Source organism: Phenylobacterium sp. (assembly GCF_016793285.1).
Lineage (GTDB): Bacteria > Pseudomonadota > Alphaproteobacteria > Caulobacterales > Caulobacteraceae > Phenylobacterium.
The window spans coordinates 21023-43942 of the sequence record NZ_JAEUMO010000087.1; the positions used below are offsets into that span (position 1 = coordinate 21023).

Sequence of the window (22920 nt, forward strand, 5' to 3'; positions counted from 1 at the left end):
CAAGCTAGACGATGGTCGTGCAACGAAAAACCCCGGCGGTGACCCGCCGGGGCTTCGCATGCTGGTCCTGGTCGGTCGTCCTAGCGGCGGTCACCGAAGAGGCGGAGCAGGAACATGAACAGGTTGATGAAGTCGAGGTAGAGGCTGAGCGCGCCGTAGTTGGTCGCCACGCCCATGGCCGCCTGGTCCCCGCCCAGCTCGTAGTAGGTCATCTTCAGGCGCTGGGTGTCGTAGGCGATCAGGCCCGCGAAGATCAGCACGCCCACCACGTTGATGATGAAGTACAGCATCGAGCTGGCCACGAAGATGTTGACCACCATCGCGATCATCAGGCCGAAGGCGCCGAGGATCAGGAAGCTGCCCATCGGCGAGAGGTCCTTCTTGGTCGTGTAGCCCACGAGGCTGAGGCCGCCGAAGGCCGTGGCCGTGATCAGGAAGGTCTGAAAGATCGAGGCGCCCGTGTAGACGAGCGTGATGGCGCCCAGGCTGGCGCCGATCATGGCCACGAAGGCCCAGTAGTAGATGCCGGAGGTGCGCGGCGTGGCGTTGCGCATGCCGAACATGCCGAAGAACATCAGCACGAGCGGGCCAAAGGCCACGACGTAGCCCGCGAGGGTGTAGCCCGCCAGCCGGCCGTCGGCCGTCACCTGGTAGAGCAGCCGCTGCACGGGCTCGACCTGACCTGTGATGTAGGCCAGCAGGGCCGAGACCACGAGGCCAAGCGCCACCTTGTTGTAGACGCCGAGCATGAAACTGCGGAGGCCCGCGTCCACCGACATGTCGGCGCGATCCGCGGGGACCGTGCGCGCGTAGTCGCGGTTGAAGTCGCTCATCTGAGCTAGGCCCTTCGTTGCACGTCCCAAATCGGACGCCCGCCAAATATCGTTTTGCCGCGTGTCGTAAGCAAGGCCCCTGCTATGACACCCGTGAAATGATCCGCCTGTTCGCCGCTCTTTCCATCCCCCCGGACGTCGGCCGGGCCCTGCAACCGCGCCAGACCGGCATCGACGGCGCGCGCTGGCGGCCGCTGGAAGCCCTGCATGTGACGCTGCGGTTCTACGGCGACATCCGCGAGGACGTGGCGCGTGACCTGGACGCCGAGCTGGTGCAGGTCCGCGGCCATGCCCTGGAGATCGAACTCAGCGGCGCCGGCGCGTTCGACAACGGCGACGGCATCGACGCCGTCTGGGCCGGCGTCGCCGAGAACGCCGAGCTGCGCCGGCTGGCCGAGGCGTGCGAGACGGCCGCGCGCCGCGCCGGCCTGAAGCCCGAGAAGCGCAACTACAAGCCCCACGTGACGCTGGCTTACCTGCGCCGTGCCGACCCGGCCGAGGTGGCGGCCTGGATTCAGGCGAACAACCTGCTGAAGAGCCCGCCGATCGAGATTGACCGCTTCGGCCTCTATTCCAGTCACCAGGCCAAGGACGGCTCCTACTACCGCCTCGAGGCGGAGTACGGACTGGGGTAGCGATGGAGGGAGAGGCGTCCTACGCCTCGACGGCATAGTCCTTCAGGACGCCCAGCGCGACGATGGCCAGGGTCTCCTCGTGGGTGCTCTCCAGCACCACCTTCGGCGCGGCGCCGGCGTCGAGGGCCTCCTTCCAGCGGGGCGCGCAGAGGCACCAGCGGTCGCCGGGGTTCAGGCCCGGGAAGCCGAGGTCCGGCCGCGGCGTCGAAAGGTCGTTGCCCATGCTCCGCGAGAAGGCCAGGAACTCGGCGGTCATCACCGCGCAGACGGTGTGCATGCCCACGTCGTGCGGGCCGGTCTCGCAGCAGCCGTTGCGGAAGAAGCCGGTGACCGGGTCGAGAGAGCAGGGGACCAGCTCCTGCCCCAGCACGTTCCTGGCGTCGGCGTCGTAGCGGATCGGACGTGTGGCCATGAGCCCATCCTAAACGCTAAGACTTCCCCGTCGCCAAGGCGCGAGGAGCCGAAGTCCACACATGATCGCCGCCCAGCCCCGACGCAGCGCCCTCTACCTGCCCGCGTCCAACGCCCGGGCGATCGAGAAGGCCCGGACGCTGCCGTGCGACGTGGTGATCCTGGACCTGGAGGACGCGGTCGCGCCCGACGCCAAGGCCGAGGCCCGGGCGGGCGCCGTCGCGGCGGTCCGGGCCGGCGGCTTCGGCGGGCGCGAGCTGGTGGTGCGGGTCAACGGACTCGATACGCCGTGGGGCGCCGACGACCTCGCCGCGGTCGGCGCTGCGCAACCCCGCGCGGTGCTGATCCCGAAGGTCGCCGCGCCGGCGGACCTCGCCGCGGCGCGCACGCGGCTGCCCGGCGGCGTGGCGCTCTGGGCGATGATCGAGACCTGCGCGGCGATGTTCCGGCTGGATGCGCTGGGCTCCGGGTCGGTGAGCGAGGGCGTCGAGGCCTGGGTGATGGGCACGAACGACCTCGCCAAGGAGATGCGCTGCCGGCTGACGGTGGAACGTGCGCCGCTGATGGCGGCCCTGTCGCTGTCGGTGATGGCCGCCCGTGCGCATGGGATCGCGGTGCTGGACGGCGTGTTCAACGAGATCGCCGACGCGGACGGGCTGGCCAGGCAATGTGCGCAGGCTGCCGACCTCGGCTTCGACGGCAAGACGCTGATCCATCCGAGCCAGGTGGAGGCCGCCAACGCCGCCTTCTCGCCCGATCCCGAGGCCGTGGCCTGGGCGCGGACGGTGGTGGCGGCCTTCGAGGCGCCCGAGGCCGCGGGCAAGGGCGTGCTGAAGGTCGACGGGCGGATGGTCGAACGGCTGCATTTCGATCAGGCTCGGCGTCTCATCGGGGTGGCCGAAGCCATCGCGGCGCGGGAAGCGGCATGAGGCTGACGGGGGGGCTGATCGCTGGGTTTGCGGCGGTGCTGGCGGCGACGCCCGCGCCGGCCCAGACGGCTGCGCCCGTCGCGGACCCGATCGGCGACCTGCTGCGCCAGCGCGCGATCGACCCCGAGGAACCGGACACCGCCGCGGCGGGGAACAGCCGGGTCGATCCCGATCCGGTCCCGGGCGTCCGCAGCTACGTTCGCCCGCCGGCGCCGGTGCTGACCCGGCCGGTCTACGTCGACGAGACCGGCCGGAACCCCGACGCGCCGCCCTCGCCGGCGGACGTCGCCTATGACAGCCGCCTGAAGGCCTCTGCGGCCTCTGCGCGGGGCTTCCAGGGCCCGATGGACGGCGGCTGGACGCTGTCGGTGGGCGGTCGCGACCGCTACGCGCTGCAACTGATCGACCGGAACGGCGTCGTCGAGGGCGCCTGGCGCGACCTGCGCCGCGCCGGTGCGCTGGAAGGCTCGGGTTTCATCGACGCAGTGGAGCGGGCCGGCGTCGACGTGACATTCCGCTTCGCCGGCGGCGCGGTGGCCGTGCTGCACGCCGCGGGCGAGCGCTGGACGGGCGACCTCACCGAGGGCGGACGCACCGAGGCGGCGACGCTGGCGAAGCGCGTGCCCTGACCGCGGCGCGCGGGAGGGCAGGTCAGAGGTCGAGCGCCCTGCGCGCCGCCGCGATCGCTGTTCCGACATCGTCCGGCCCATAGGCCTCTACTGTCCCCGCGCCCCACACCGGACCCGGCCAGGCCGCGTCGTCGCTGCGGCGGCCGACGATGTGGACGTGGAGTTGCGGGGTGACGTTGCCCAGCGCGCCGACATTCAGCTTTGCGACGGGGCGGCCGAGGGCCTCGCCGATGGCGCGGACGGCGCCGCCGCCGCGGACGATTTCCTCCATCAGCGCGGCGCGGTCGTTGGCGGGAAGGTCCTCCACCTCGCGCGCGCCGGCGATCCGCGGGATCAGCACCAGCCAGGGAAACCGCGCATCGGCCTGCAGGCGAACGTGGCAAAGCGCGAGGTCGCCCACGGCTTCGGAGGTCGGCGGGAAGGCGGGATGCAGCTCGAACATCGCCCCGGCGCGTGCGGCATTGCAGCGGTCACGTCAACGGGCTAACGAGCCCGCGCACATCGAAACCCAAGGAGTGGCAGATGGCGAAGAAGCCTATTCGCGTGGCGGTCACCGGCGCGGCCGGCAACATCGGCTACGCCCTGCTGTTCCGGATCGCGTCCGGCGCGATGCTGGGGCCGGACCAGCCGGTCATCCTGCAACTGCTCGAAATCCCGGTCGAAGGCCCGCAGAAGGCGCTGAAGGGCGTGGCGATGGAGCTGGAGGACTGCGCCTTCCCGCTGTTGCAGGACATGGTGCTGACGGGCGACGCCGACGTCGCCTTCAAGGACGCCAACTGGTGCCTGCTGGTGGGCTCCAAGCCCCGCGGTCCCGGCATGGAGCGCGCCGACCTGCTGAAGGACAACGGCAGGATCTTCATCGCCCAGGGCCAGTCGATCGACAAGGTGGCCGCCGACGACGCGCGGATCGCCGTGGTGGGCAACCCCTGCAACACCAACTGCATGATCGCCGCCAGCCAGGCCAAGCGCCTCACGGCCGACCGCTTCACCGCCATGGTGCGCCTCGACGAGAACCGCGGCCGCAACCAGCTCGCCAGGAAGGCCGGCGTCCAGGTGACCGACGTCTCCGAGCTCTTCATCTACGGCAACCACAGCCCGACGATGTTCGCCGACTTCACCCACGCGAAGATCGGCGGCAAGGCGGCGAGCGACGTCATCACCGACCGCGCCTGGCTGGAAAACGACTACCTGCCGACGGTCGGCAAGCGTGGCGCGGCGATCATCGACGCGCGCGGCGCGAGCTCGGCGGCCTCGGCGGCCGGCGCGCTGATCGACCACGTGCGCGATCTCTCCACGCCCGGCGCGATCCACTCGGTGGCGGTCAGGTCGGAAGGCCGCTACGGCTTCGACCCGAACGTGTGGGCCGGCATGCCGGTGAAGACCACGACGCCGGGGTCGTTCGAGGTGATCGAAAGCTACGAGATGGACGACTTCGCCAAGTCGAAGATCAAGATCACCAACGACGAGCTGCTGGGCGAGCGCGACACCGTGAAGGACATGCTCGCGTAGGACGCGTCGGGGATCCGCGCCTCGCCGGACGGCGAGGCCCTACGACCCACCGAAATACACACCAGAGTCTGCGGCGGGGCCCCTCGAACCCTCGATGGGCCCCGAACGCGTTGCGGCGTCAGTTCTCGCGCGCGTCCCGCGTCTGGTCCTTCAGCTCCGAGATGCGCGCGACGTAGACGTCCTCGACGGCCCAGGGGGCTTCGCGGGCGGCGGCGGCGCGGGCCTGGGCCCAGCGCGCCTGCTGGGCGCGCAGCGCCGACGCCGGGACGCCCGCGGCCTCGGCGTTGCGGTAGGCCTGCTGCAACTGCCGCTCACGGGCGGAGAGGCGCGGATCGGCGCAGACGACCGCTTCGCCCGGGTCGTACGAGGCGCAGGGGTTCGCGCGCGCGACGCGCATCGGGCCCTCGCCGCGCGGGACCACGACCCGCCTGGGCGCCGGCGCGCGCTGGGCGGTCTCGACGCGCGTCGGGCGCGTGGTCTTCGCGGCAGGCCTCGCCACCTTAGGCGCCTTCGGCCGCGCCTCGGCCACCTGGGTCGCGGGCTTCTTCTTCGCGAGCTGCTTCACCTCGGCCTTCAGCTTGCCGGGCGCCGACTTCACGGCCTTGGCGAGGTTCGCCAGGCGGCGCTTCTCCCTGGCTGCGGCCTCCCTGCGCGCGTCCAGCTTGGCGAGGCGAGCCTTCTCGGCGCCCTCCGCCTTGACTTTCCGGGCCTTTTCCGCGCGGGCGAGCTTCCCGGCGCGCGCCTTCCCGGCTCGCGCCTCTTCCGCCCGGGCCTTCTGCGCCTGCGCCTCGCGGGCGTCCGCGAGTTCCGCCTTCCTCGCCCGCGCCGCCGCGGCGCGCGCGTCGGCGATCCTGGCCTTGGCGGGGGCCGCGGTCCCGGCGTCCCTTGCAGGCCTGTCCGCGCTGACCTCGGCGCTTCGCGACCCCGCCGCCGCCTCGGGTGCGGCCTTGGCCGGCCTGCCGCCGGTCGGCTTCACGGGCTGTACCGGGGCGACCGCCGGCGCCACGGCCTCGGGCGCGATCAGGGTGGCCGCGATCGGGGCGTCCACCCTCACCAGCCCCGAGGCCGCGCCGCGCGGAACGACCACGTCGGGAGCCGGCCGCGCCGGCGTGTCGTCGTCGGGCAGCACCTCGAGGTAGTCTCCTGCGGGCGCAAACGCTTCCTCGACGACCACCTGCAACGCCGGCGGACGGGTCTCGACCGGACTCGGGGCGGCCTGCGCTATGGCCGTGGGCCGCGCCCACAGCCCGAGGCCGGCGCCCGCGGCGCAGGCGACGGCGATGCCGGCGAAGACGAGCGCGCCCGAACCGCGCCGCCGCGGCGGCAGGCCCTCTTCCGGATACGCGTCGTTCTGCTGGTCCTGCGTCATGGACGACCCCTCGTACTCCCGGGTCCCTCGGCGCATGGGATCGGAGGCAGGCGCGCAACCGCGCGGAAAGCCCCAACCCCGAACTCTCTCCCAACCCCAGATTGAGGTCAAACGCGCCCGGCGCCAAGTCCCCGCAGCGGGACAGAACGTCTCATTCGCGACGCGCTCCGCCCCGCGACTCCGGACCGGCCGGAGCGCCGAATGATCTAGATCCAGCCGCGCTCGCGCAGGAGGCCGGCGTAGGTGCGGCTCACGGGGACCTCCGCGCCGTCCTTCAGCGTCAGCGTGGCGCGGCCGTCGCCGCGTTTCGCATCGGTGATGGCGTCGCGGGCCACCCACCACGAGCGATGGACCTGGGCGCCCTCGATGCCTTCGAGCTCGGCGACCGCATCGGCGAGGCGCATCAGGATCAGGTCCTGCCCCTTGGAGGTGTGCAGGCGCAGGTAGTGGTCTTCGGCCTCGACCGCCCAGACATCGGCGCCGCGCAGCTTGAGCGGCAGGCGCTCCAGGAACTTCGGAGGCTGCGGCGAGGCGTGGGTGATCGCGGTGCGACGCGTTTCGACGATCGTGTTGATGGCGGTCAGCGCCAGGCAGACGGAAAGCACGGGGACGAACAACACCGGCAGGCTCGCCGGCTGCATGCGCGAGCCGAAGAAGAGACTGGAGCCGACGCTGACCAGCGCCGTGAAGGGGATCGCCATCAGCAGCGACGCGGCGACGACCCGCAACCAGGTGGGCCAGCTCCGCCGCGCGCCGTGGAAGAAGAAGCGGACGATGAACGAGCCGAAGACGTAGCCGACCACCATCAGCGTCAGCCAGTAGGCGGCCCGGACGCCGAAGGGCGCGTCCCCGGTGCCGAAGGCGCCTGCGAAGGTCAGGAAGGCGGCCGCCGCCAGGGCGATCACGAATCCGCGCAGATAGCCGCCCGTCTCGTCGTAGGGCGTGAAACGCCGCAGCAGGTCCCTCATGCCGCCGCTCGCGAAGCGTGAACGGCGGGCGGCGGTCGTTCGCGAACCGGCGCTGCCTGTCGACGCATCCGCGCTCGCACCCCGATCCTCACCGCCGCAAACCCTGACCCGACAGCGGCGCGTCCCGGCGCCGTCCACAGGTTCGGAGATAGAATATGTCGTCGGTTTCGCAAACGGCGCCCGCCCGAAAGGGTGTGGGCTTCGGCGCCCGCCTGACGCTCAGCACGGTCGCCGTCGCCAGCGTCGTGGCGCTTGCGATCGGGCCTGCCGGCGGCGCGGTGGCGAGCCTCGCGGGCCAGGCGCGGCTGCATGCGCCGAACTTCGCGCTGCTGGGCGACCTGTCGCCGGCCATCAGGATCCATCTGGCCACCGCGCTGGCGGCGCTGGTGCTGGGCGGCGTGCTGATGGCGGTGCGCAAGGGCCGCACCTTCCATCGCGTGGCGGGCTGGCTGTGGGTGGGTCTCGTCGCCGTCACCGCGGGCGCCACGCTCTTCATCACGAGCCTGAACCACGGCGCGTGGTCGTGGCTGCACCTGTTCACGGCCTGGACGCTGATCATCCTGCCGCTGGGCGTGATGGCGGCCAAGCGCCGCGCGGTCGCCGCGCACCGCGCGCGGATGATGGGGCTCTTCTACGGCGGTTTTGCGATCAACCTGCTGATCGCGTTCCTGCCCGGCCGGACCCTCTGGACGACGTTCTTCGGCTAGCCCGGGGGGCGCCGCCCACAGCACGGCGTTCCCCCACCTGCGCCCGCCGCGCGCCGGCTGACCTGACCCCAGGGGAGCTTCATGCGCGGCGGGCGGCTTTTCGCGGCCTCACGCGGTTGTCATCGGTGGGAGCAGTTTCTATAAGCCGCGTCACTCGCCACAGGGGCGAGCCTGCCAGCCGCCCCAAGGCCTCATGAACATCCACGAACACCAAGCCAAAGCCGTCCTCGCGGAGTTCGGCGTCGCGGTCCCGCGCGGGTTCGCCGCCTTCACGGTCGAAGAGGCGGTCGAGGCCGCCAGGAAGCTGGGCGGCCCGGTCTTCGTGGTGAAGAGCCAGATCCACGCCGGCGGACGCGGCAAGGGCCGCTTCGAAGGGCTCGGGCCCGACGCCAAGGGCGGCGTCCGGGTGGTGAAGTCGGCGGACGAGGTGAAGGCCAACGCCGCCGAGATGCTGGGCCGGGTGCTGGTGACCCACCAGACGGGCCCGAAGGGCAAGCAGGTGAACCGCCTCTACATCGAGGAAGGCGCCGCCATCGCCAAGGAGTTCTACCTCTCGCTGCTGGTCGACCGCGAGACGAGCCGGGTGTCGGTCGTCGCGTCCACCGAGGGCGGCATGAACATCGAGGACGTCGCGCACGAGACGCCCGAAAAGATCACCACCTTCTCCATCGACCCGCTGACCGGCGTGCGCGGCTACCACGGCCTGCAACTGGCGCACGCGCTGAAGCTTTCGGGCGACCTGGCCAAGCAGGCGCGCGTGCTGCTGGAGCAGCTCTATGCGGCGTTCGTCGACAAGGACATGAGCCTGCTCGAGGTGAACCCGCTGATCGTCACCGCCGACGACCAGCTCCGGGTTCTGGACGCCAAGGTCAGCTTCGACTCGAACGCCCTCTTCCGCCACAAGGACATCCAGGCGCTCCGCGACGAGACCGAGGAGGACGCCAAGGAGATCGAGGCCCACAAGTACGATCTCAGCTACATCGCCCTCGACGGCGAGATCGGCTGCATGGTCAACGGCGCGGGCCTGGCGATGGCCACCATGGACATCATCAAGCTCTACGGCGCCGAGCCCGCGAACTTCCTGGACGTGGGCGGCGGCGCCGACGAGGCCAAGGTGACGGCGGCCTTCAAGATCATCATGGCCGACCCCAACGTGAAGGGGATCCTGGTCAACATCTTCGGCGGCATTGCCCGCTGCGACGTGATGGCCAACGGCGTGATCGGCGCGGTGAAGCAGGTGGGTCTGAAGGTGCCGCTGGTGGTGCGCCTGGAAGGCACCAACGCCGAACTCGGCAAGCAGATCATCAACGAGAGCGGCCTGAACGTCATCGCGGCCAACGACCTGGCCGACGGCGCCGAAAAGATCGTGAAGGCGGTCCGGGGCGGCTGAGCGCCCCGACCTCATCGAACGCCCGACAGACGCGACAAGAACGAGCAAGCATGTCCATCCTCATCGGCAAAGAAACCCGCGTCATCTGCCAGGGCCTCACCGGCGCTCAGGGGACGTTCCACTCCGAGCAGGCCATCGCCTACGGCACGAAGATGGTCGGCGGCGTGACGCCCGGCAAAGGCGGGACCACCCACATCGGCCTGCCCGTGTTCGACGGCGTCCGCGAGGCGGTGGATGCGACCGGCGCCGACGCCAGCGTGATCTACGTGCCGCCGGCGTTCGCCGCGGATTCGATCCTGGAGGCCATCGACGCCGAGGTCCCGCTGATCGTCTGCATCACCGAGGGCATCCCGGTGATCGACATGATCCGCGTGAAGCGGGCCCTGGCCGGTTCGAAATCGCGGCTGATCGGCCCCAACTGCCCCGGCGTGCTGACCCCCAACGCCTGCAAGATCGGCATCATGCCGGGCAACATCTTCAAGCAGGGCAGCGTGGGTGTTGTCTCGCGCTCGGGCACGCTTACCTACGAGGCCGTGTTCCAGACCACCCAGGCAGGGCTCGGCCAGACGACGGCCGTGGGCATCGGCGGCGACCCCGTGAAGGGCACCGAGTTCATCGACGTGCTCGACATGTTCCTGAAGGACCCCGAGACGGAGTCGATCATCATGATCGGCGAAATCGGCGGTTCGGCCGAGGAAGACGCGGCCGAGTTCATCAAGAATTCACCAAACAAGAAGCCCATGGTGGGCTTCATCGCGGGACGCACCGCGCCGCCCGGGCGGCGCATGGGTCACGCGGGCGCGATCATCTCGGGCGGCAAGGGCGGGGCCGAGGACAAGATCGCCGCGATGGAAGCCGCGGGCATCCGCGTCTCTCCGTCTCCGGCGGCGCTTGGCACCACGCTGGTCGAGGTTCTCAAGGGCGGCTGACGCCGCGACATCGGTATTGGGCGGTCCGCGCTCGGCTCCTTCTCTCCGAAGTCCGTGGCCCGCCCGCGGAAGCGAAGGCGCCGAAAGGCGAAGCGACATGGCGGACGACGCAGGCCTGATCAACGACGTTCTGGCCGAGACCTCTTTCCTCTACGGCGGCAACGCGGCCTTCGTGGAGGACCTCTACGCGAAGTGGGCGAACGACCCGAAGTCGGTGGAGCCCTCCTGGGCGGCGTTCTTCGCCTCGCTGGCGGACGGGACCGACGCGGTGAAGCGCGCCGCGGCCCAGCCGGCCTGGACCAGCCCCGCCGCACCGGCCGCCCGGCCCGACTGGATGAGCGCGATCGACGGCCTCTGGCCGGCGGTGGAGGCCAAGCTCGGCAAGGGGATCGAGACCCGCAAGCCCGAAGCCTCGGTCGACGAAGTCCGCGCCGCCACCCTGGACAGCCTGCGCGCCATCATGATGATCCGCGCCTACCGGATGCGCGGCCACCTCAAGGCCAACCTCGATCCGCTGGGCCTGGCCACCACCCCCGGCGACGCCTCCGAGCTGGATCCCGCGACCTACGGCTTCGCCGAGGCCGACTTCGACCGGCCGATCTTCCTCGACTACGTGCTGGGCCTGGAGACCGCCTCGATCCGGGAGATCCTCGCGATCGTGCGCCGCACCTACTGCGGGAACGTCGGCATCCAGTACATGCACATCTCCGATCCGAAGGAGAAGGCCTGGCTGCAGGAGCGGATCGAGGGCCGCGACAAGGAGATCGTCTTCACCAGGGAGGGCAAGGTTGCCATCCTGAAGAAGCTGATCGAGACGCAAGGGTTCGAAGGCTTCCTGCACCGCCGCTTCCCCGGCACCAAGCGCTTCGGCCTCGACGGCGGTGAGTCGATGGTCCCTGCGCTGGAGCAGATCATCAAGCGCGGCGGCGCGATGGGCGTGAAGGACATCGTCATCGGGATGCCGCACCGCGGGCGCCTGAACGTGCTCGCCGCCGTGATGGGCAAGCCGTACCATGTGATCTTCCACGAGTTCCAGGGCGGCTCGTCGCTGCCCAGCGACGTGGAAGGCTCGGGCGACGTGAAGTATCACCTGGGCGCCAGCTCGGACCGAGAGTTCGACGGCAACAGCGTCCACCTGTCGCTGACCGCCAACCCGAGCCACCTCGAGATCGTGAACCCGGTGGTGATCGGCAAGGCGCGGGCCAAGCAGGCCTTCACCCTTCGCGAAACGCCGAACGCGGGGCGCAGCCATGTGATGCCCCTGCTGCTGCACGGCGACGCGGCCTTCGCGGGCCAGGGCGTGGTCTCGGAGTGCTTCGCACTGTCGGGCCTGCGCGGCTACGGCGTGGGCGGGACGATGCACTTCGTCGTCAACAACCAGATCGGCTTCACCACCAGCCCGAGGAACAGCCGCAGCTCGCCCTATCCGACCGATGTGGCGCTGGCGGTCGAGACGCCGATCTTCCACGTCAACGGCGACGACCCCGAGGCCGTGACCTTCGCCGCGAAGGTGGGCACCGAGTATCGCCAGCTCTTCGGCAAGGACGTGGTCATCGACATGTTCTGCTACCGGCGCTTCGGTCACAACGAGGGCGACGACCCCACGATGACCCAGCCGCTGATGTACGCGAAGATCAAGAACCACCCGACGGTGCGCGACCTCTACGCAGCGCGCCTGATCGGCGAGGGGGTCTGCAGCCAGGGCGACGTCGACGGCTGGATCAAGGCGTTCGACGGCTTCCTCGACGAGGAGTTCGACGGCGGCAAGGTCTACCACGCGAACAAGGCCGACTGGCTGGACGGCAAGTGGTCGAGCGTGAAGCTCGCCACAGGCGACGAGCGCTACGCGACGGGGGTGGCCAAGCAGAAGCTGCTCGACCTCGGCCGCAAGATGACCACGATCCCCGAGCGGATCGCCGTCCACAAGACCGTCGAGCGCGTCGTCGCCGGCCGCCGCGAGGCGATCGAGAGCGGCCAGGGCATCGACTGGGCGACCGGCGAGCAGTTCGCCTTCGCGACCCTGCTGGACCAGGGCTATCCTGTGCGCCTGTCGGGCCAGGACAGCGTGCGCGGCACGTTCAGCCAGCGGCACTCGGGCTGGGTCGATCAGCAGACCGAGGCGGTCTACTTCCCGCTGCGCAACCTGGGCCCCAGCCAGGCGCACTTCGAGGTGCTGGACTCGGCGCTGTCCGAAGAAGCGGTGCTGGGTTTCGAGTACGGCTTCTCGCTGACCGACCCCGACACGCTGACCATGTGGGAAGCCCAGTTCGGCGACTTCGTGAACGGCGCCCAGGTGGTGATCGACCAGTTCATCAGCTCGGGCGAGCGCAAGTGGCTGCGGATGAGCGGCCTGGTGATGCTCCTGCCGCACGGCTACGAGGGCCAGGGCCCCGAGCACTCGTCGGCGCGTCTGGAGCGCTTCCTGCAGCTCTGCGCGGAAGATAACATGCAGGTGGTCAACTGCACCACCCCGGCCAACTACTTCCACGTCCTGCGCCGGCAGTTGCTGCGGGAGTACCGCAAGCCGCTGGTGGTGATGACGCCCAAGTCGCTGCTGCGCCACAAGCGGGCGGTCTCGAACCTCGACGACATGGTCAGCGGCACCGGCTTCCACCGTGTCATGATCGACGGCGCCGAGGCCGGGTGCGACGTGGGCGGGATCGCCCTGCAGGCCGACGACAAGATCAAGCGCGTCGTCGTCTGCTCGGGAAAGGTCTACTTCGACCTCGTGGAACAGCGCGCCAAGACAGGCCGCGACGACGTCTACATCCTGCGCCTCGAACAGTTCTATCCGTGGCCGCTGAAGTCGCTCACCAACGAGCTGAAGCGGTTCCGGAACGCCGAGCTGGTCTGGTGCCAGGAAGAGCCGAAGAACATGGGCGGCTGGATGTTCGTCGACCCCTGGCTGGAGCTGACCCTGGAGCGGATGAACGTGAAGGCCAAGCGGGCCCGCTACGTCGGCCGTCCGGCCTCGGCCTCGACCGCCGCCGGCCTCATGGCCCGGCACATGAAGGAACTCGAGACTTTCCTTACGGAAGCCTTCGCGTAGAAGACCGCTCGCCGATCCGTTCGCGAGACCAGAACCTTTAGGAGCTCTACCCCCCGATGGCCGACATCATGACCCCGGCGCTGGGCGAATCCGTCACCGAAGCGACGGTCGCCCGCTGGACCAAGAAGGCGGGGGACGCTGTCCGCAAGGACGAGATCCTGGTCGAGCTGGAGACCGACAAGGTCTCGCTCGAGGTGGCCGCCCCGGCCGACGGCGTGCTCGCCGAGATCAGCGCCGAGGAAGGCGCCACCGTCGAGCCCGGCGCAGTGCTGGGCCGGATCAGCGACGGCGCGGCCGCGCCGGCCCCGAAGGCCGACGGCGGCGCCAAGACCGAAGCCCCAAAGGCGGCGGCCACGCCCGAGCCGAAGCCGCAACCCGCGCCGGCCGCCAAGGCCGCCACCGAGAAGGTGCTGGCCCCCTCGGCCCAGCGCGTCGCCGCCGAGAACAGCCTCGACACCTCGTCCATCGCGGGCACCGGCAAGGACGGCCGCGTGACCAAGGGCGATGCGCTGGCGGCGCTGGAGGCCCGCGCCAAGGCTCCGGCCGCCGCGCCTGCCCCTGCCGCGCCCCGCGCCATCCATGAGCGCGAAGAGCGCGTGAAGATGACCCGGCTGCGCCAGACGATCGCGCGCCGGCTGAAGGAGGCGCAGAACTCGGCCGCCATGCTGACCACCTTCAACGAGGTGGACATGTCGGGCGTGATGGCGGTCCGCAACCAGTACAAGGACGTGTTCGAGAAGAAGCACGGCGTGAAGCTGGGCTTCATGTCCTTCTTCGTGAAGGCGGTGATCCACGGCCTGAGGCAGGTTCCGGACGTCAACGCCGAGATCGACGGCACGGACGTCATCTACAAGAACCACTACGACATCTCGGTCGCCGTGGGCACCGAGAAGGGCCTGGTGACGCCGGTCGTCCGCGACGCCGACGCCATGAGCCTGGCCGACATCGAAAAGGAGATCGGCAACCTCGGCAAGAAGGCCCGCGACGGCCAACTGTCGATGGAGGACCTGCAGGGCGGCACCTTCACGATCTCGAACGGCGGCATCTACGGGTCGCTCATGTCCACGCCGATCCTGAACCCGCCGCAGTCCGGCATCCTGGGCATGCACAAGATCCAGGAGCGGCCGATGGTGGTGAACGGCCAGATCGTGGCGCGGCCGATGATGTATCTGGCCCTCAGCTACGATCACCGGATCGTCGACGGGAAGGGCGCGGTGACGTTCCTCGTGCATGTGAAGGAAGCCATCGAGGATCCCCAGCGCCTGCTGCTGGACGTCTGATCCGGTTGAAATCGGGCGCGCACCTGAGCCGGCGGCCCGTCGTGCAACTCGACGCCTTCGGGCGTCTCCTCGCAGATCTGCGCGTCGAGCCCTGGTCCTGGGAAGATGCGCTGGCGACCGGCCGCCTACGTGCGGAGTGCGAACGTGCGGGTCGACGCGGGGGCCTATGATGTCCTCATCGCGGGCCAGGCGCTGGCGCGCGGCTGGACCGTCGTCACCGCCAAGGTGCGGGACCTCTGGGAGGTGGAGGGCCTGAAGATCCAGGACTGGTCCGATCCCGGCGAGGTGAAGACCGTCACGGGAGGCCTGCAATACCGTCCGCCGCCGCGCTGACGTGGACCACTGTGAGCGCTTCCGGCCCGTTCGCAGCGACGGGCGGTTGACCTCGGCCTTTCCAAGCCTAGTTTGCGCCCCCAAATCCAGGACGGACCATGGCTGAATCCACCTACGACGTCGTCATCATCGGGGGCGGCCCCGGCGGCTACAACGCGGCGATCCGCGCGGGTCAACTGGGCCTGAAGGTCGCCTGCGTCGACAAGGGGATCGACGGTGGCGGCACGCTGGGCGGCACCTGTCTCAACGTCGGCTGCATGCCGTCGAAGGCGCTGCTGCACGCGTCCGAGCTCTATGAGCTGGCGACCAAGGATTTCGCCGGCCTCGGCATCGACGTCGCGCCCAAGCTGAACCTCAAGCAGATGCAGGCGCAGAAGGCCGACTCCGTCGGCCAGCTCACCAAGGGCATCGAGTTCCTGTTCAAGAAGAACAAGGTCGACCGCTACCAGGGCGCCGGCAGGATCGCCGGCCCGGGCAAGGTCGAGGTGACAGGCGCGGACGGCGCGGTCACCAGCCTCGCCGCCAGGGACATCGTCATCGCCACCGGCTCGCTGCCGTCGGGCCTGCCGGGCGTCGAAGTGGACAACAAGCGTATCCTGGACTCCACCGGCGCGCTGTCGCTGCCGGACGTCCCCGGCCACCTGGTGGTGATCGGCGCGGGTATCATCGGCCTGGAACTGGGCTCGGTGTGGCGTCGCCTCGGCGCGAAGGTGACGGTGGTGGAGTTCCTCGACCGCATCACCCCCGGCATGGACGGCGAGGTCGCCAAGACCTTCCAGCGCGCGCTGACCAAGCAGGGCATGGTGTTCAAGCTGGGCGCCAAGGTGACCGGCGCGAAGGCGTCGAAGAAGGGCGTCAGCCTCACCTGCGAGCCCGTGGCCGGCGGCGCGGCCGAGACCATCGAGGCCGACTACGTGCTGCTGGCGATCGGGCGGAAGCCCTACACCGACGGCCTGGGCCTGGAGAGCGTAGGGATCACCCCCGACAAGCGCGGTTTCATCGAGACCGACCACTGGAAGACCTCGGCGCCCGGCGTCTGGGCCATCGGCGACGTGACGCATGGGCCCATGCTGGCGCACAAGGCCGAGGAGGAGGCGGTGGCCTGCATCGAGACGATCGCGGGCAAGGCCGGCCACGTGAACTACGGCATCATCCCGAGCGTCGTCTACACCTATCCGGAGGTCGCCTGGGTCGGGAAGACCGAGGAGGAGCTGAAGGCCGAGGGCCGCGCCTACAAGGCCGGAAAGTTCCCCTTCACCGCCAACAGCCGCGCCAAGATCAACCACGAGACCGAGGGCTTCGCGAAGGTCCTGGCCGACGCCGCGACCGATGAAGTGCTGGGGGCCCACCTGATCGGCCCGTCCGTCTCCGAGATGATCGGCGAGTACTGCGTGGCCATGGAGTTCCGCGCGGCGTCCGAGGACGTGGCCCGCACCTGCCACCCGCACCCGACCCGCTCGGAGGCGCTCAGGCAGGCCGCGATGGGGGTCGAAGGTTGGACGATGCAGGCCTGACGCCTGTCCTCGGCGTACGCCACGCCCGGCCGGACGAGCTTTCGGCCTGCGCGGACCTCTACGTGCGTGTCCTCTCCGACACCTTCACCTGGATCCCGAAGGACCGGCACAGGGCCGAGGACTTCCTGCGCGCCGCCCGCGACGAGGACATCTTCGTCGCCGTCGAGGCGGGCCGGATTCTGGGGCTGGCGGCCCTCTACCGGCCCCAGGCGTTCCTGCACTCGCTCTACGTCGCCGAGCGGGGGCGCGGGATCGGCAAGGCGCTCCTGGACCATGTGGTCGCCGCGGCGGGCGGGCGGCTGTCGCTCAAGTGCCAGACCGCAAACCTCGGCGCCCAGGCCTTCTACGTGCGCGAAGGCTTCCGCTGCACCGAAGCCGGCGAGGACGGCGGCGTCGCCTGGCTGCGGTTCGTCATCGGCTGACCGCACGGCCGCACGGCTAGGTGACCGAAGCGTAATTTGGCGATCTCCGCGACCGGTGGCAGCTTGGCGGTATTGCGTAACGGGAGGCCGCAATGCTCGTCACGATCGCCGCCGCCGTTCTGGCCCTGGCGCCCGTCGAGCGTCCGGCCCCGCAACCTGCCGCGAAATCCGTCCTGATCGCCCTCGAAGAGGCGCGGCCCATGGCCGTCTGCAAGGGCGCCGGCCGGATGCAGGTGAAGACGGAGCCGGCGCTGCTCTACCGCGCCGACCCGGACGAGCGGATCAGGAAGCTGATCGAGATGCCGATGGCGCAGGCCTGCCTGCTGGGGGGGACCCGATGAGCGCGCTGGCCGCCCTGCTGCTGTTCGCCACGGCGGCTCCGGCGCTGCCCGCGCCCGCGCCGCCGTCGGCTGTCAACCCGCCGGTCCGGGAGGTGGAGGGCCGCACGCCGATCCGCTGCCGGCCCGCGCCGTACTACGTCAGCGACCTCGGCGAACGTCCGCGCGCCGAGCGCATCCTGATCACCGGCAGCCGCATTCCCCTGCGTGGCGTCGAGAAGCGGCCGCGGCCGTGCCTGCTGATGCGCACCCTGGACGCGCCGTCGCAGGACACCCACGCCCAGAGCATCGCGAGAGTCGCCGACAATTGACGCCGCTCAGGCGTGCGGGTGCGCGGCGCTGTAGGCGCTGAGCAGCGCCGTGGCGTCCACCTCGGTGTAGCGCTGCGTCGTCGAGAGCGATGCGTGGCCCAGAAGCTCCTGGATCGACCGCAGGTCCGCGCCCGCGCCGAGGAGGTGCGTGGCGAACGAGTGGCGCAGCGCGTGCGGCGTGGCGCTGGCGGGCAGGCCCAGGCGGCTCCGCAGCGCCTGGACGGTCGCCTGAACGTGGCGAGGCGAAAGCGCGCCGCCCCGTCTGGCGCGGAATAGGGCGTCGTCGGCCTCGATCGCGAACGGGACCTCGGCGACGTAGGCGTCGACCGCGGCGCGCACGGCCGGCAGCACCGGGACCATGCGAGTCTTGCCGCCCTTGCCGGTGATGCGGATCAGCTCGCCGAGCGGGGCGTCCGAGCGCTTCAGGCCCAGACCCTCCGAGATCCGCAGGCCGCAGCCGTAGAGCAGCGTCAGCACCGCCTGGTCGCGGGCGGCCTCCCAGTCTTCGCGGTCGGGGTCCAGGGCCGGCTCGGCCAGCAGGCCCGCCGCCTGATCCTCGGTGACCGGCCGCGGCGCGCCCGGCTTCACGCGCGGACCCCGGACCAGGGCGATGGCCGAATTGGGCGCGTCCAGGCGGCGGTCGAGGAAGCGGTGGAACGTGCGGATGGCCGAGAGCGCCTGACTGAGCGAGCGCGGCGACAGCGGGCGGTCTCCGCCGCGCAGGTGGGCCAGCCAGGCGCGGACCTCGGCGGGCGTGACGCCGCTCATGGCCGCGACGCTCAGGCTCTCGCCGCGGTGCCGCTCGAGGAAGGTCAGGTAGCGCTGGGCTGCGAAGCCGTAGGCCTCCAGCGTGCGCGGGGAGGCGCGGCGCTCGTGCGCCAGGTGCTGGAGCCAGGCCTGCCGTGCGGCTTCGGCCGTCCGCGGGGCGCTCAGAGCAGCGGCCATCGCTCGGCCGTGCGCTCGACGACGCGGGCCAGGAAGGCGACCAGTTCGCTGCCCATCTCCGCCGTGAACCCCCCGGGGTCGGTCGAGCCGAAGGCCAGCAGGCCCTGGCGGGCGGGCTCCCAGATCGCCATGCGCACCATGGCCATCGAGGCGATCCCGTCCGCGCCCTCGCCGAAGAGTCCCATGGCGGTCGGTGCGAAGCCCATGCGCGCCAGACGGTGGGATCCGTCGAGGATCAGGTCGACCTGGCCTGCGACGAGGCCGCGCCAGCCAGCCGGCGGCAGACCCTCGCACTCCAGGGCGATGACGCCTGCGGCCAGACCGAAGCGGCTGCGGGCCACCTCGTCGACGCGCCGGGCGAGGTCGGAGTTGTTGCGCGCGTCCAGCAGGTCGACGACGGCGCCGTGCGTCTGGGCCTGGGCGGCGAAGTTGGCGCGCGCCACCTCCTCCAGCATCTGGCGCTGCTTGGTCTCTTCCTGGTGGGCGGCGTGGACCCGGGCGAGCGGCGCGAACTCCACGACGTTCGAGGTGGCGACCGTCAGGCCCAGCTCGGCCAGCAGGCCGTCGTCGCCCTTCAGGAAGTCCGGGTTGTCGGCCAGGAAGCGGCGGACCTCGGAAGGATCCAACGGCGCGGCTCCGAAAAGTTCGCCCTGCGACCCGTCCATATCCGCCTCAAGCTCCCTACAGGATGGACTGCCCCGTCTTGGCCCAGTCCGCCATGAACTGTTGGAGCCCCCGTTCGGTTAACGGATGCTTGAAAAGCGCCTGGAAGACGTCGGGCGGGATGGTCGCGCAGTCGGCGCCCGCGAGCGCCGCCTGGGTCACATGGGCCGGCGTGCGGATCGAGGCGGCCAGGATCTCGGTGTCGAAACCGTAGTTGTCATAGATGGCCCGGATCTCGGTGATCAGGTCCATGCCGTCGGCGCCGTGATCGTCGAGGCGGCCGATGAAGGGGCTGATGTAGGTCGCCCCCGCCTTGGCGGCCAGCAGCGCCTGGGCGGCCGAGAAGCAGAGCGTGACGTTGGTCTGGATGCCTTCCGCGGCGAACTCGCGGACCGCGATCAGCCCCTCGCGGGTGAGCGGCGCCTTCACGACGACGTTGGTGGCGACGCCCGCCAGCTTGCGGCCCTCGGCCAGCATCCCGTCCACATCCATGGCGGCGACCTCCGCCGAGACCGGGCCGTCCACCAGACCGCAGATTTCTGCGATCACCTCCAGCATGTTGCGTCCGCTTTTGGCGATCAGGGATGGGTTTGTGGTGACGCCGTCGACGAGGCCCGTGGCGGCCAGGTCCTTCAGGACGGCGGTGTCGGTCGTATCGAGGAAGAGCTGCATCTTGATCCGTCTCTTGTTCGCGCCGCTTGTAGCTGCGAAGGGCTCGGTCTCAAACCCATGAGCCGCATCGCTTCTGTCCTGATCCCCATGCCGCTGCCCGAGGCGTTCGACTACGCCGAGCCCGAGGGCATGGGGCTCGAGGCCGGCGACCAGGTCGCGGTGCCGCTGGGTCCGCGGCTGATCCGCGGCGTGGTCACCGGGCTGCGCGACGCGACGGGCGGGAATCGCCCGCTGAAGCCCGTGGCCGAGCGGCTGGACGATCCGCGTCTGCCGCCGGGTACGGTGGAGTTCGTGCAGTGGGCGGCCCGCTACGCCGTCGACGCGCCGGGCCAGCCGCTGGCGATCGCGCTCCGCGGCGCGCGTGCGCCGAAGCCGCGGCCGACGCGGGTCGTGCGGGCGACAGGCGTTCAGCCGGCGCGGCCCACGCCGGCGCGGGCGAAGGTGCTGGCCGCCGCGACGCGGGCAATGGCGCCCGCCGAACTCGCCCGCGCCGCGGGCGTTGGCGCGGGCGTCGTGAAGGGGCTGATCGACGAAGGGGTGCTGGCGCTGGACCACGTCACGCCCGATGCGCGGTTCGACGTCCCGGACCTGACGCGGCGCGGCCCCGACCTCAGCGCCAGCCAGGCGGCGGCGGCCGAGGCGATGACGGCCGGGCTGGGCGGCTTCGGCGTCACGCTGCTGGACGGCGTGACCGGGTCGGGGAAGACCGAGGTCTATCTGGAAGCCGCCGCGGCCGCCTTGGCCGCCGATCCCGACGCCCAGGTGCTGATCCTGCTGCCCGAGATCGCGCTGACCCAGGCAGTGATCGCCCGGGTGACGGCGCGGTTCGGCGCCCAGCCCGGCGAGTGGCACTCCGACGTCGCGCCGCCGATGCGCCGCAAGGTCTGGGAGGGGGTGGCGGCCGGAACCTGCCGGATCGTGGTGGGCGCGCGTTCGGCGCTGTTCCTCCCGTTCCGGCGGCTGAAGCTGATCGTCGTCGACGAGGAGCACGACGGGTCGTTCAAGCAGGAGGACGGCTTCATCTACCACGCCCGCGACCTGGCCGTCGTGCGCGGGCGGATCGAGGACGCGGCCGTGGTGCTGGCCTCGGCGACGCCGTCGCTGGAGAGCCTGCGCAACGCCGAGACCGGCCGCTATCGCTGGCTCAAGCTGGCCGCGCGCCATGGGACGGCGCGGCTGCCGGACATCGAGCTGGTCGACCTGCGCGAGACGCCGCCCGAGGCCGGACGCTGGCTCTCGCCGCCTCTGGTCGCGGCCATGGGCGAGACCTGGGCGCGGGGCGAGCAGACGCTGCTGTTCCTGAACCGCCGGGGCTACGCGCCGCTGGTGCTCTGCAAGGCCTGCGGCGAGCGGATGACGGCGCCCGATACGGACTCCTGGCTGGTCGAGCACCGCTACACCGGACGCCTCGTCTGCCACCTGACGGGCTTTTCGATGCCCAAGCCGGCGGCCTGCCCGCACTGTGGGGCGAAGGACAGCCTGGTTTCCATCGGACCGGGCGTGGAGCGGGTTGAGGAGGAGGCGCGCGCGCTGTTCCCGGACGCGCGGATCGCGGTCTTCTCGTCCGACACGGTGTTCGACGCGCGCGAGGCGCGGCGGCTGGTCGAGACCATGGCGGCGGGCGACATCGACATCCTCGTCGCCACCCAGGCGGCGGCGAAGGGTCACAACTTCCCCAAGCTCACCCTGGTCGGCGTGGTCGACGCCGACCTCGGCCTGCGCGGCGGCGACCTGCGCGCCGCCGAGCGGACCTACCAGCTCCTCGCCCAGGCCACCGGGCGGGCAGGGCGCGCCGACCGGGCGGGCCGCGCCCTGCTGCAGACCTACGCGCCCGAGCACGCGGTGATGCAGGCGCTGAAGGCGCAGGACCGCGACGCCTTCGTCGCCGCCGAGATGGCCGAGCGGGAGCTGGCGGGTCTGCCGCCGTTCGGCCGGCTGGCGGCCGTGATCGCCTCGGGCCCGGACGCAGCGCAGCTCGACGCCTTCGTGCGCGAGATGGCCGAGGTCGCGCCGAACACGCCCGGGGTCGAGGTCTATGGCCCGGCCGACGCGCCGCTGGGGCTGGTGCGGGGACGGCGGCGCAAGCGCTTCCTGGTCCGCTGCGACCGCGGCGTCGACCTCTCGGCCTACATGGCCGCCTGGCGGGCGCGGGTGAAGGTCCGCGGCCAGCTCCGCGTCGCCATCGACATAGACCCGTACAGCTTCCTCTGACGCCCCCAGCGGGGAGGATTAGTGCAGTGTCTTGTCCTGGACCGTCGCGTTGCGCCGCCGCGCCAGCATGTTCAGGGCCTCGACGCCGGCGGAAAAGGCCATGGCGGCGTAGATGTAGCCCTTCGGCACATGCATGCCGAAGCCGTCGGCGATCAGCACCGCGCCGATCATCAGCAGGAAGCCCAGCGCCAGCATCACCACGGTCGGGTTCTTGTTGATGAAGTTGGCCAGGGGATCGGCCGCGACCAGCATGATGGCGACGGTGGTGACCACCGCGACGACCATGATCGCCAGGTGATCCGTCATCCCGACGGCGGTCAGGATCGAGTCGATCGAGAAGACCAGGTCCAGCAGGATGATCTGGAAGATCGCCGCGCCCATGCCTGTGACGACCTTGCCCGAGGTGTCCATGACGCCGTGGCCGTCGCCGGGCTCGACCTTCTCGTGGATCTCTGTGGTGGCCTTCCAGACCAGGAACAGGCCGCCGGCGATCAGGATCAGGTCGCGCCACGAGAACGAGAAGTCCATGCCCCCCGGCGCCGGGAAGGGCAGGGTGAAGACCGGCTGCACGAGGCCGACGATGAAGGCCAGGGTCGAGAGCAGGCCCAGCCGCATGACGAGCGCCAGCGCGATGCCGATCCGCCGCGCCTTCGCGCGCTGATGTTCTGGCAGCTTGTTCGAGAGGATCGAGATGAAGATCAGATTGTCGATGCCGAGCACCACCTCCATGACGATGAGGGTGACGAGCGCAGCCCAGGCGGCCGGGTCGCTCACGAGCGCGGCGATATCCATTGTGATCTCCGAATTTCCCCTTCCGTCCTATCTAGGGGCTCGTTTCGCGGGAACCAGGGGCGCGCGCGACTCTGCGGCGCC

At 70.6% G+C, this 22920-nt stretch carries 24 protein-coding genes; 15 read left to right on the forward strand and 9 right to left on the reverse strand.

The features are described from left to right. Nucleotides 1-80: 80 nt before the first annotated feature. Nucleotides 81-833 carry a Bax inhibitor-1/YccA family protein gene (locus tag JNL41_RS09170; protein ID WP_293474224.1) on the reverse strand — a complete coding sequence of 251 codons (753 nt, stop codon included), beginning with the start codon at nt 831-833 and terminating at the stop codon, nt 81-83. Between the two features lie 98 nt (nt 834-931). Here JNL41_RS09170 and thpR point away from each other — a divergent pair, with 98 nt between their 5' ends. Beyond that, on the forward strand, nt 932-1468 hold the full coding sequence (gene thpR, locus JNL41_RS09175) for an RNA 2',3'-cyclic phosphodiesterase (protein WP_293474225.1): 537 nt from the start codon (nt 932-934) through the stop codon (nt 1466-1468). Between the two features lie 19 nt (nt 1469-1487). Here the strand turns inward: thpR and JNL41_RS09180 are convergent, their stop codons facing one another. Further along, the gene (locus JNL41_RS09180; protein ID WP_293474226.1) at nt 1488-1880 is read right to left on the reverse strand and encodes a DUF2237 domain-containing protein; all 393 of its coding nucleotides are present in this window, start codon (nt 1878-1880) and stop codon (nt 1488-1490) included. 61 nt (nt 1881-1941) lie between these two features. On the opposite strand from JNL41_RS09180, the gene JNL41_RS09185 reads away from it, so the two are divergent. Both JNL41_RS09185 and JNL41_RS09190 read left to right on the forward strand, forming a co-directional pair. Beyond that, nucleotides 1942-2808, forward strand: a complete 867-nt coding sequence (locus JNL41_RS09185) for a CoA ester lyase (RefSeq protein WP_293474227.1) — start codon at nt 1942-1944, stop codon at nt 2806-2808. Further along, entirely contained in the window at nt 2805-3437 is a 633-nt protein-coding gene (locus JNL41_RS09190) for a hypothetical protein (RefSeq protein ID WP_293474228.1), read from the forward strand. The genes JNL41_RS09185 and JNL41_RS09190 overlap by 4 nt, the downstream gene beginning before the upstream one ends. A gap of 22 nt (nt 3438-3459) precedes the next feature. Here JNL41_RS09190 and JNL41_RS09195 read toward each other — a convergent pair whose 3' ends face one another. Continuing rightward, nucleotides 3460-3879, reverse strand: a complete 420-nt coding sequence (locus JNL41_RS09195; protein WP_293474229.1) for an HIT domain-containing protein — start codon at nt 3877-3879, stop codon at nt 3460-3462. Nucleotides 3880-3959: 80 nt separating this feature from the next. Here JNL41_RS09195 and JNL41_RS09200 point away from each other — a divergent pair, with 80 nt between their 5' ends. Continuing rightward, nucleotides 3960-4946 (forward strand): malate dehydrogenase, encoded by a 987-nt coding sequence (locus JNL41_RS09200; protein ID WP_293474230.1) that lies wholly within the window; start codon nt 3960-3962, stop codon nt 4944-4946. Nucleotides 4947-5064: 118 nt separating this feature from the next. Here JNL41_RS09200 and JNL41_RS09205 read toward each other — a convergent pair whose 3' ends face one another. Then, entirely contained in the window at nt 5065-6315 is a 1251-nt protein-coding gene (locus JNL41_RS09205) for a hypothetical protein (protein WP_293474231.1), read from the reverse strand. A gap of 206 nt (nt 6316-6521) precedes the next feature. Then, nucleotides 6522-7283: a LytTR family DNA-binding domain-containing protein gene (locus JNL41_RS09210; protein WP_293474232.1), complete on the reverse strand. Its 762-nt coding sequence runs from the start codon at nt 7281-7283 to the stop codon at nt 6522-6524. A gap of 155 nt (nt 7284-7438) precedes the next feature. Here JNL41_RS09210 and JNL41_RS09215 point away from each other — a divergent pair, with 155 nt between their 5' ends. The 10 genes from JNL41_RS09215 (at nt 7439) to JNL41_RS09260 (ending at nt 17556) form a co-directional block, all read left to right on the forward strand. Continuing rightward, entirely contained in the window at nt 7439-7990 is a 552-nt protein-coding gene (locus JNL41_RS09215; protein WP_293474233.1) for a hypothetical protein, read from the forward strand. A 193-nt stretch (nt 7991-8183) separates the two neighbouring features. Next, nucleotides 8184-9380, forward strand: a complete 1197-nt coding sequence (sucC, locus tag JNL41_RS09220) for an ADP-forming succinate--CoA ligase subunit beta (protein WP_293474234.1) — start codon at nt 8184-8186, stop codon at nt 9378-9380. A gap of 50 nt (nt 9381-9430) precedes the next feature. Further along, a complete protein-coding gene (sucD, locus tag JNL41_RS09225) occupies nt 9431-10309 on the forward strand; it encodes a succinate--CoA ligase subunit alpha (protein WP_293474235.1) in 879 nt (292 codons plus the stop codon). A 97-nt stretch (nt 10310-10406) separates the two neighbouring features. Then, nucleotides 10407-13358 carry a 2-oxoglutarate dehydrogenase E1 component gene (locus tag JNL41_RS09230; protein ID WP_293474236.1) on the forward strand — a complete coding sequence of 984 codons (2952 nt, stop codon included), beginning with the start codon at nt 10407-10409 and terminating at the stop codon, nt 13356-13358. A 56-nt stretch (nt 13359-13414) separates the two neighbouring features. After that, nucleotides 13415-14638 carry a 2-oxoglutarate dehydrogenase complex dihydrolipoyllysine-residue succinyltransferase gene (gene odhB / locus JNL41_RS09235; protein ID WP_293474237.1) on the forward strand — a complete coding sequence of 408 codons (1224 nt, stop codon included), beginning with the start codon at nt 13415-13417 and terminating at the stop codon, nt 14636-14638. Between the two features lie 144 nt (nt 14639-14782). After that, nucleotides 14783-14971 carry a hypothetical protein gene (locus JNL41_RS09240; RefSeq protein WP_293474238.1) on the forward strand — a complete coding sequence of 63 codons (189 nt, stop codon included), beginning with the start codon at nt 14783-14785 and terminating at the stop codon, nt 14969-14971. Between the two features lie 98 nt (nt 14972-15069). Further along, nucleotides 15070-16485 (forward strand): dihydrolipoyl dehydrogenase, encoded by a 1416-nt coding sequence (lpdA, locus tag JNL41_RS09245; protein WP_293474239.1) that lies wholly within the window; start codon nt 15070-15072, stop codon nt 16483-16485. Continuing rightward, the gene (locus JNL41_RS09250; RefSeq protein ID WP_293474240.1) at nt 16467-16907 is read left to right on the forward strand and encodes a GNAT family N-acetyltransferase; all 441 of its coding nucleotides are present in this window, start codon (nt 16467-16469) and stop codon (nt 16905-16907) included. Before lpdA ends, JNL41_RS09250 begins: the two co-directional genes overlap by 19 nt. A gap of 92 nt (nt 16908-16999) precedes the next feature. Continuing rightward, entirely contained in the window at nt 17000-17248 is a 249-nt protein-coding gene (locus JNL41_RS09255; protein WP_293474241.1) for a hypothetical protein, read from the forward strand. Further along, nucleotides 17245-17556, forward strand: coding sequence for a hypothetical protein (locus JNL41_RS09260; RefSeq protein ID WP_293474242.1), 312 nt, complete (start codon nt 17245-17247; stop codon nt 17554-17556). Before JNL41_RS09255 ends, JNL41_RS09260 begins: the two co-directional genes overlap by 4 nt. A 6-nt stretch (nt 17557-17562) precedes the next feature. Here the strand turns inward: JNL41_RS09260 and JNL41_RS09265 are convergent, their stop codons facing one another. From JNL41_RS09265 to fsa, 3 genes are read right to left on the reverse strand one after another with little or no spacing between them, the layout of a single operon-like run. Continuing rightward, complete coding sequence (locus JNL41_RS09265) at nt 17563-18501, reverse strand: tyrosine recombinase XerC (RefSeq protein ID WP_293474244.1); 939 nt, start codon at nt 18499-18501, stop codon at nt 17563-17565. Then, nucleotides 18486-19166 (reverse strand): DUF484 family protein, encoded by a 681-nt coding sequence (locus JNL41_RS09270; protein WP_293474246.1) that lies wholly within the window; start codon nt 19164-19166, stop codon nt 18486-18488. Before JNL41_RS09270 ends, JNL41_RS09265 begins: the two co-directional genes overlap by 16 nt. Before the next feature lie 16 nt (nt 19167-19182). After that, nucleotides 19183-19836, reverse strand: a complete 654-nt coding sequence (gene fsa, locus JNL41_RS09275) for a fructose-6-phosphate aldolase (RefSeq protein ID WP_293474248.1) — start codon at nt 19834-19836, stop codon at nt 19183-19185. Nucleotides 19837-19893: 57 nt separating this feature from the next. On the opposite strand from fsa, the gene JNL41_RS09280 reads away from it, so the two are divergent. Then, nucleotides 19894-22047 (forward strand): primosomal protein N', encoded by a 2154-nt coding sequence (locus JNL41_RS09280; protein WP_293474250.1) that lies wholly within the window; start codon nt 19894-19896, stop codon nt 22045-22047. Nucleotides 22048-22065: 18 nt separating this feature from the next. On the opposite strand, the gene JNL41_RS09285 is transcribed toward JNL41_RS09280, so the two are convergent. Then, complete coding sequence (locus JNL41_RS09285; RefSeq protein ID WP_293474252.1) at nt 22066-22839, reverse strand: TerC family protein; 774 nt, start codon at nt 22837-22839, stop codon at nt 22066-22068. Between the last annotated feature and the right edge of the window lie 81 nt (nt 22840-22920).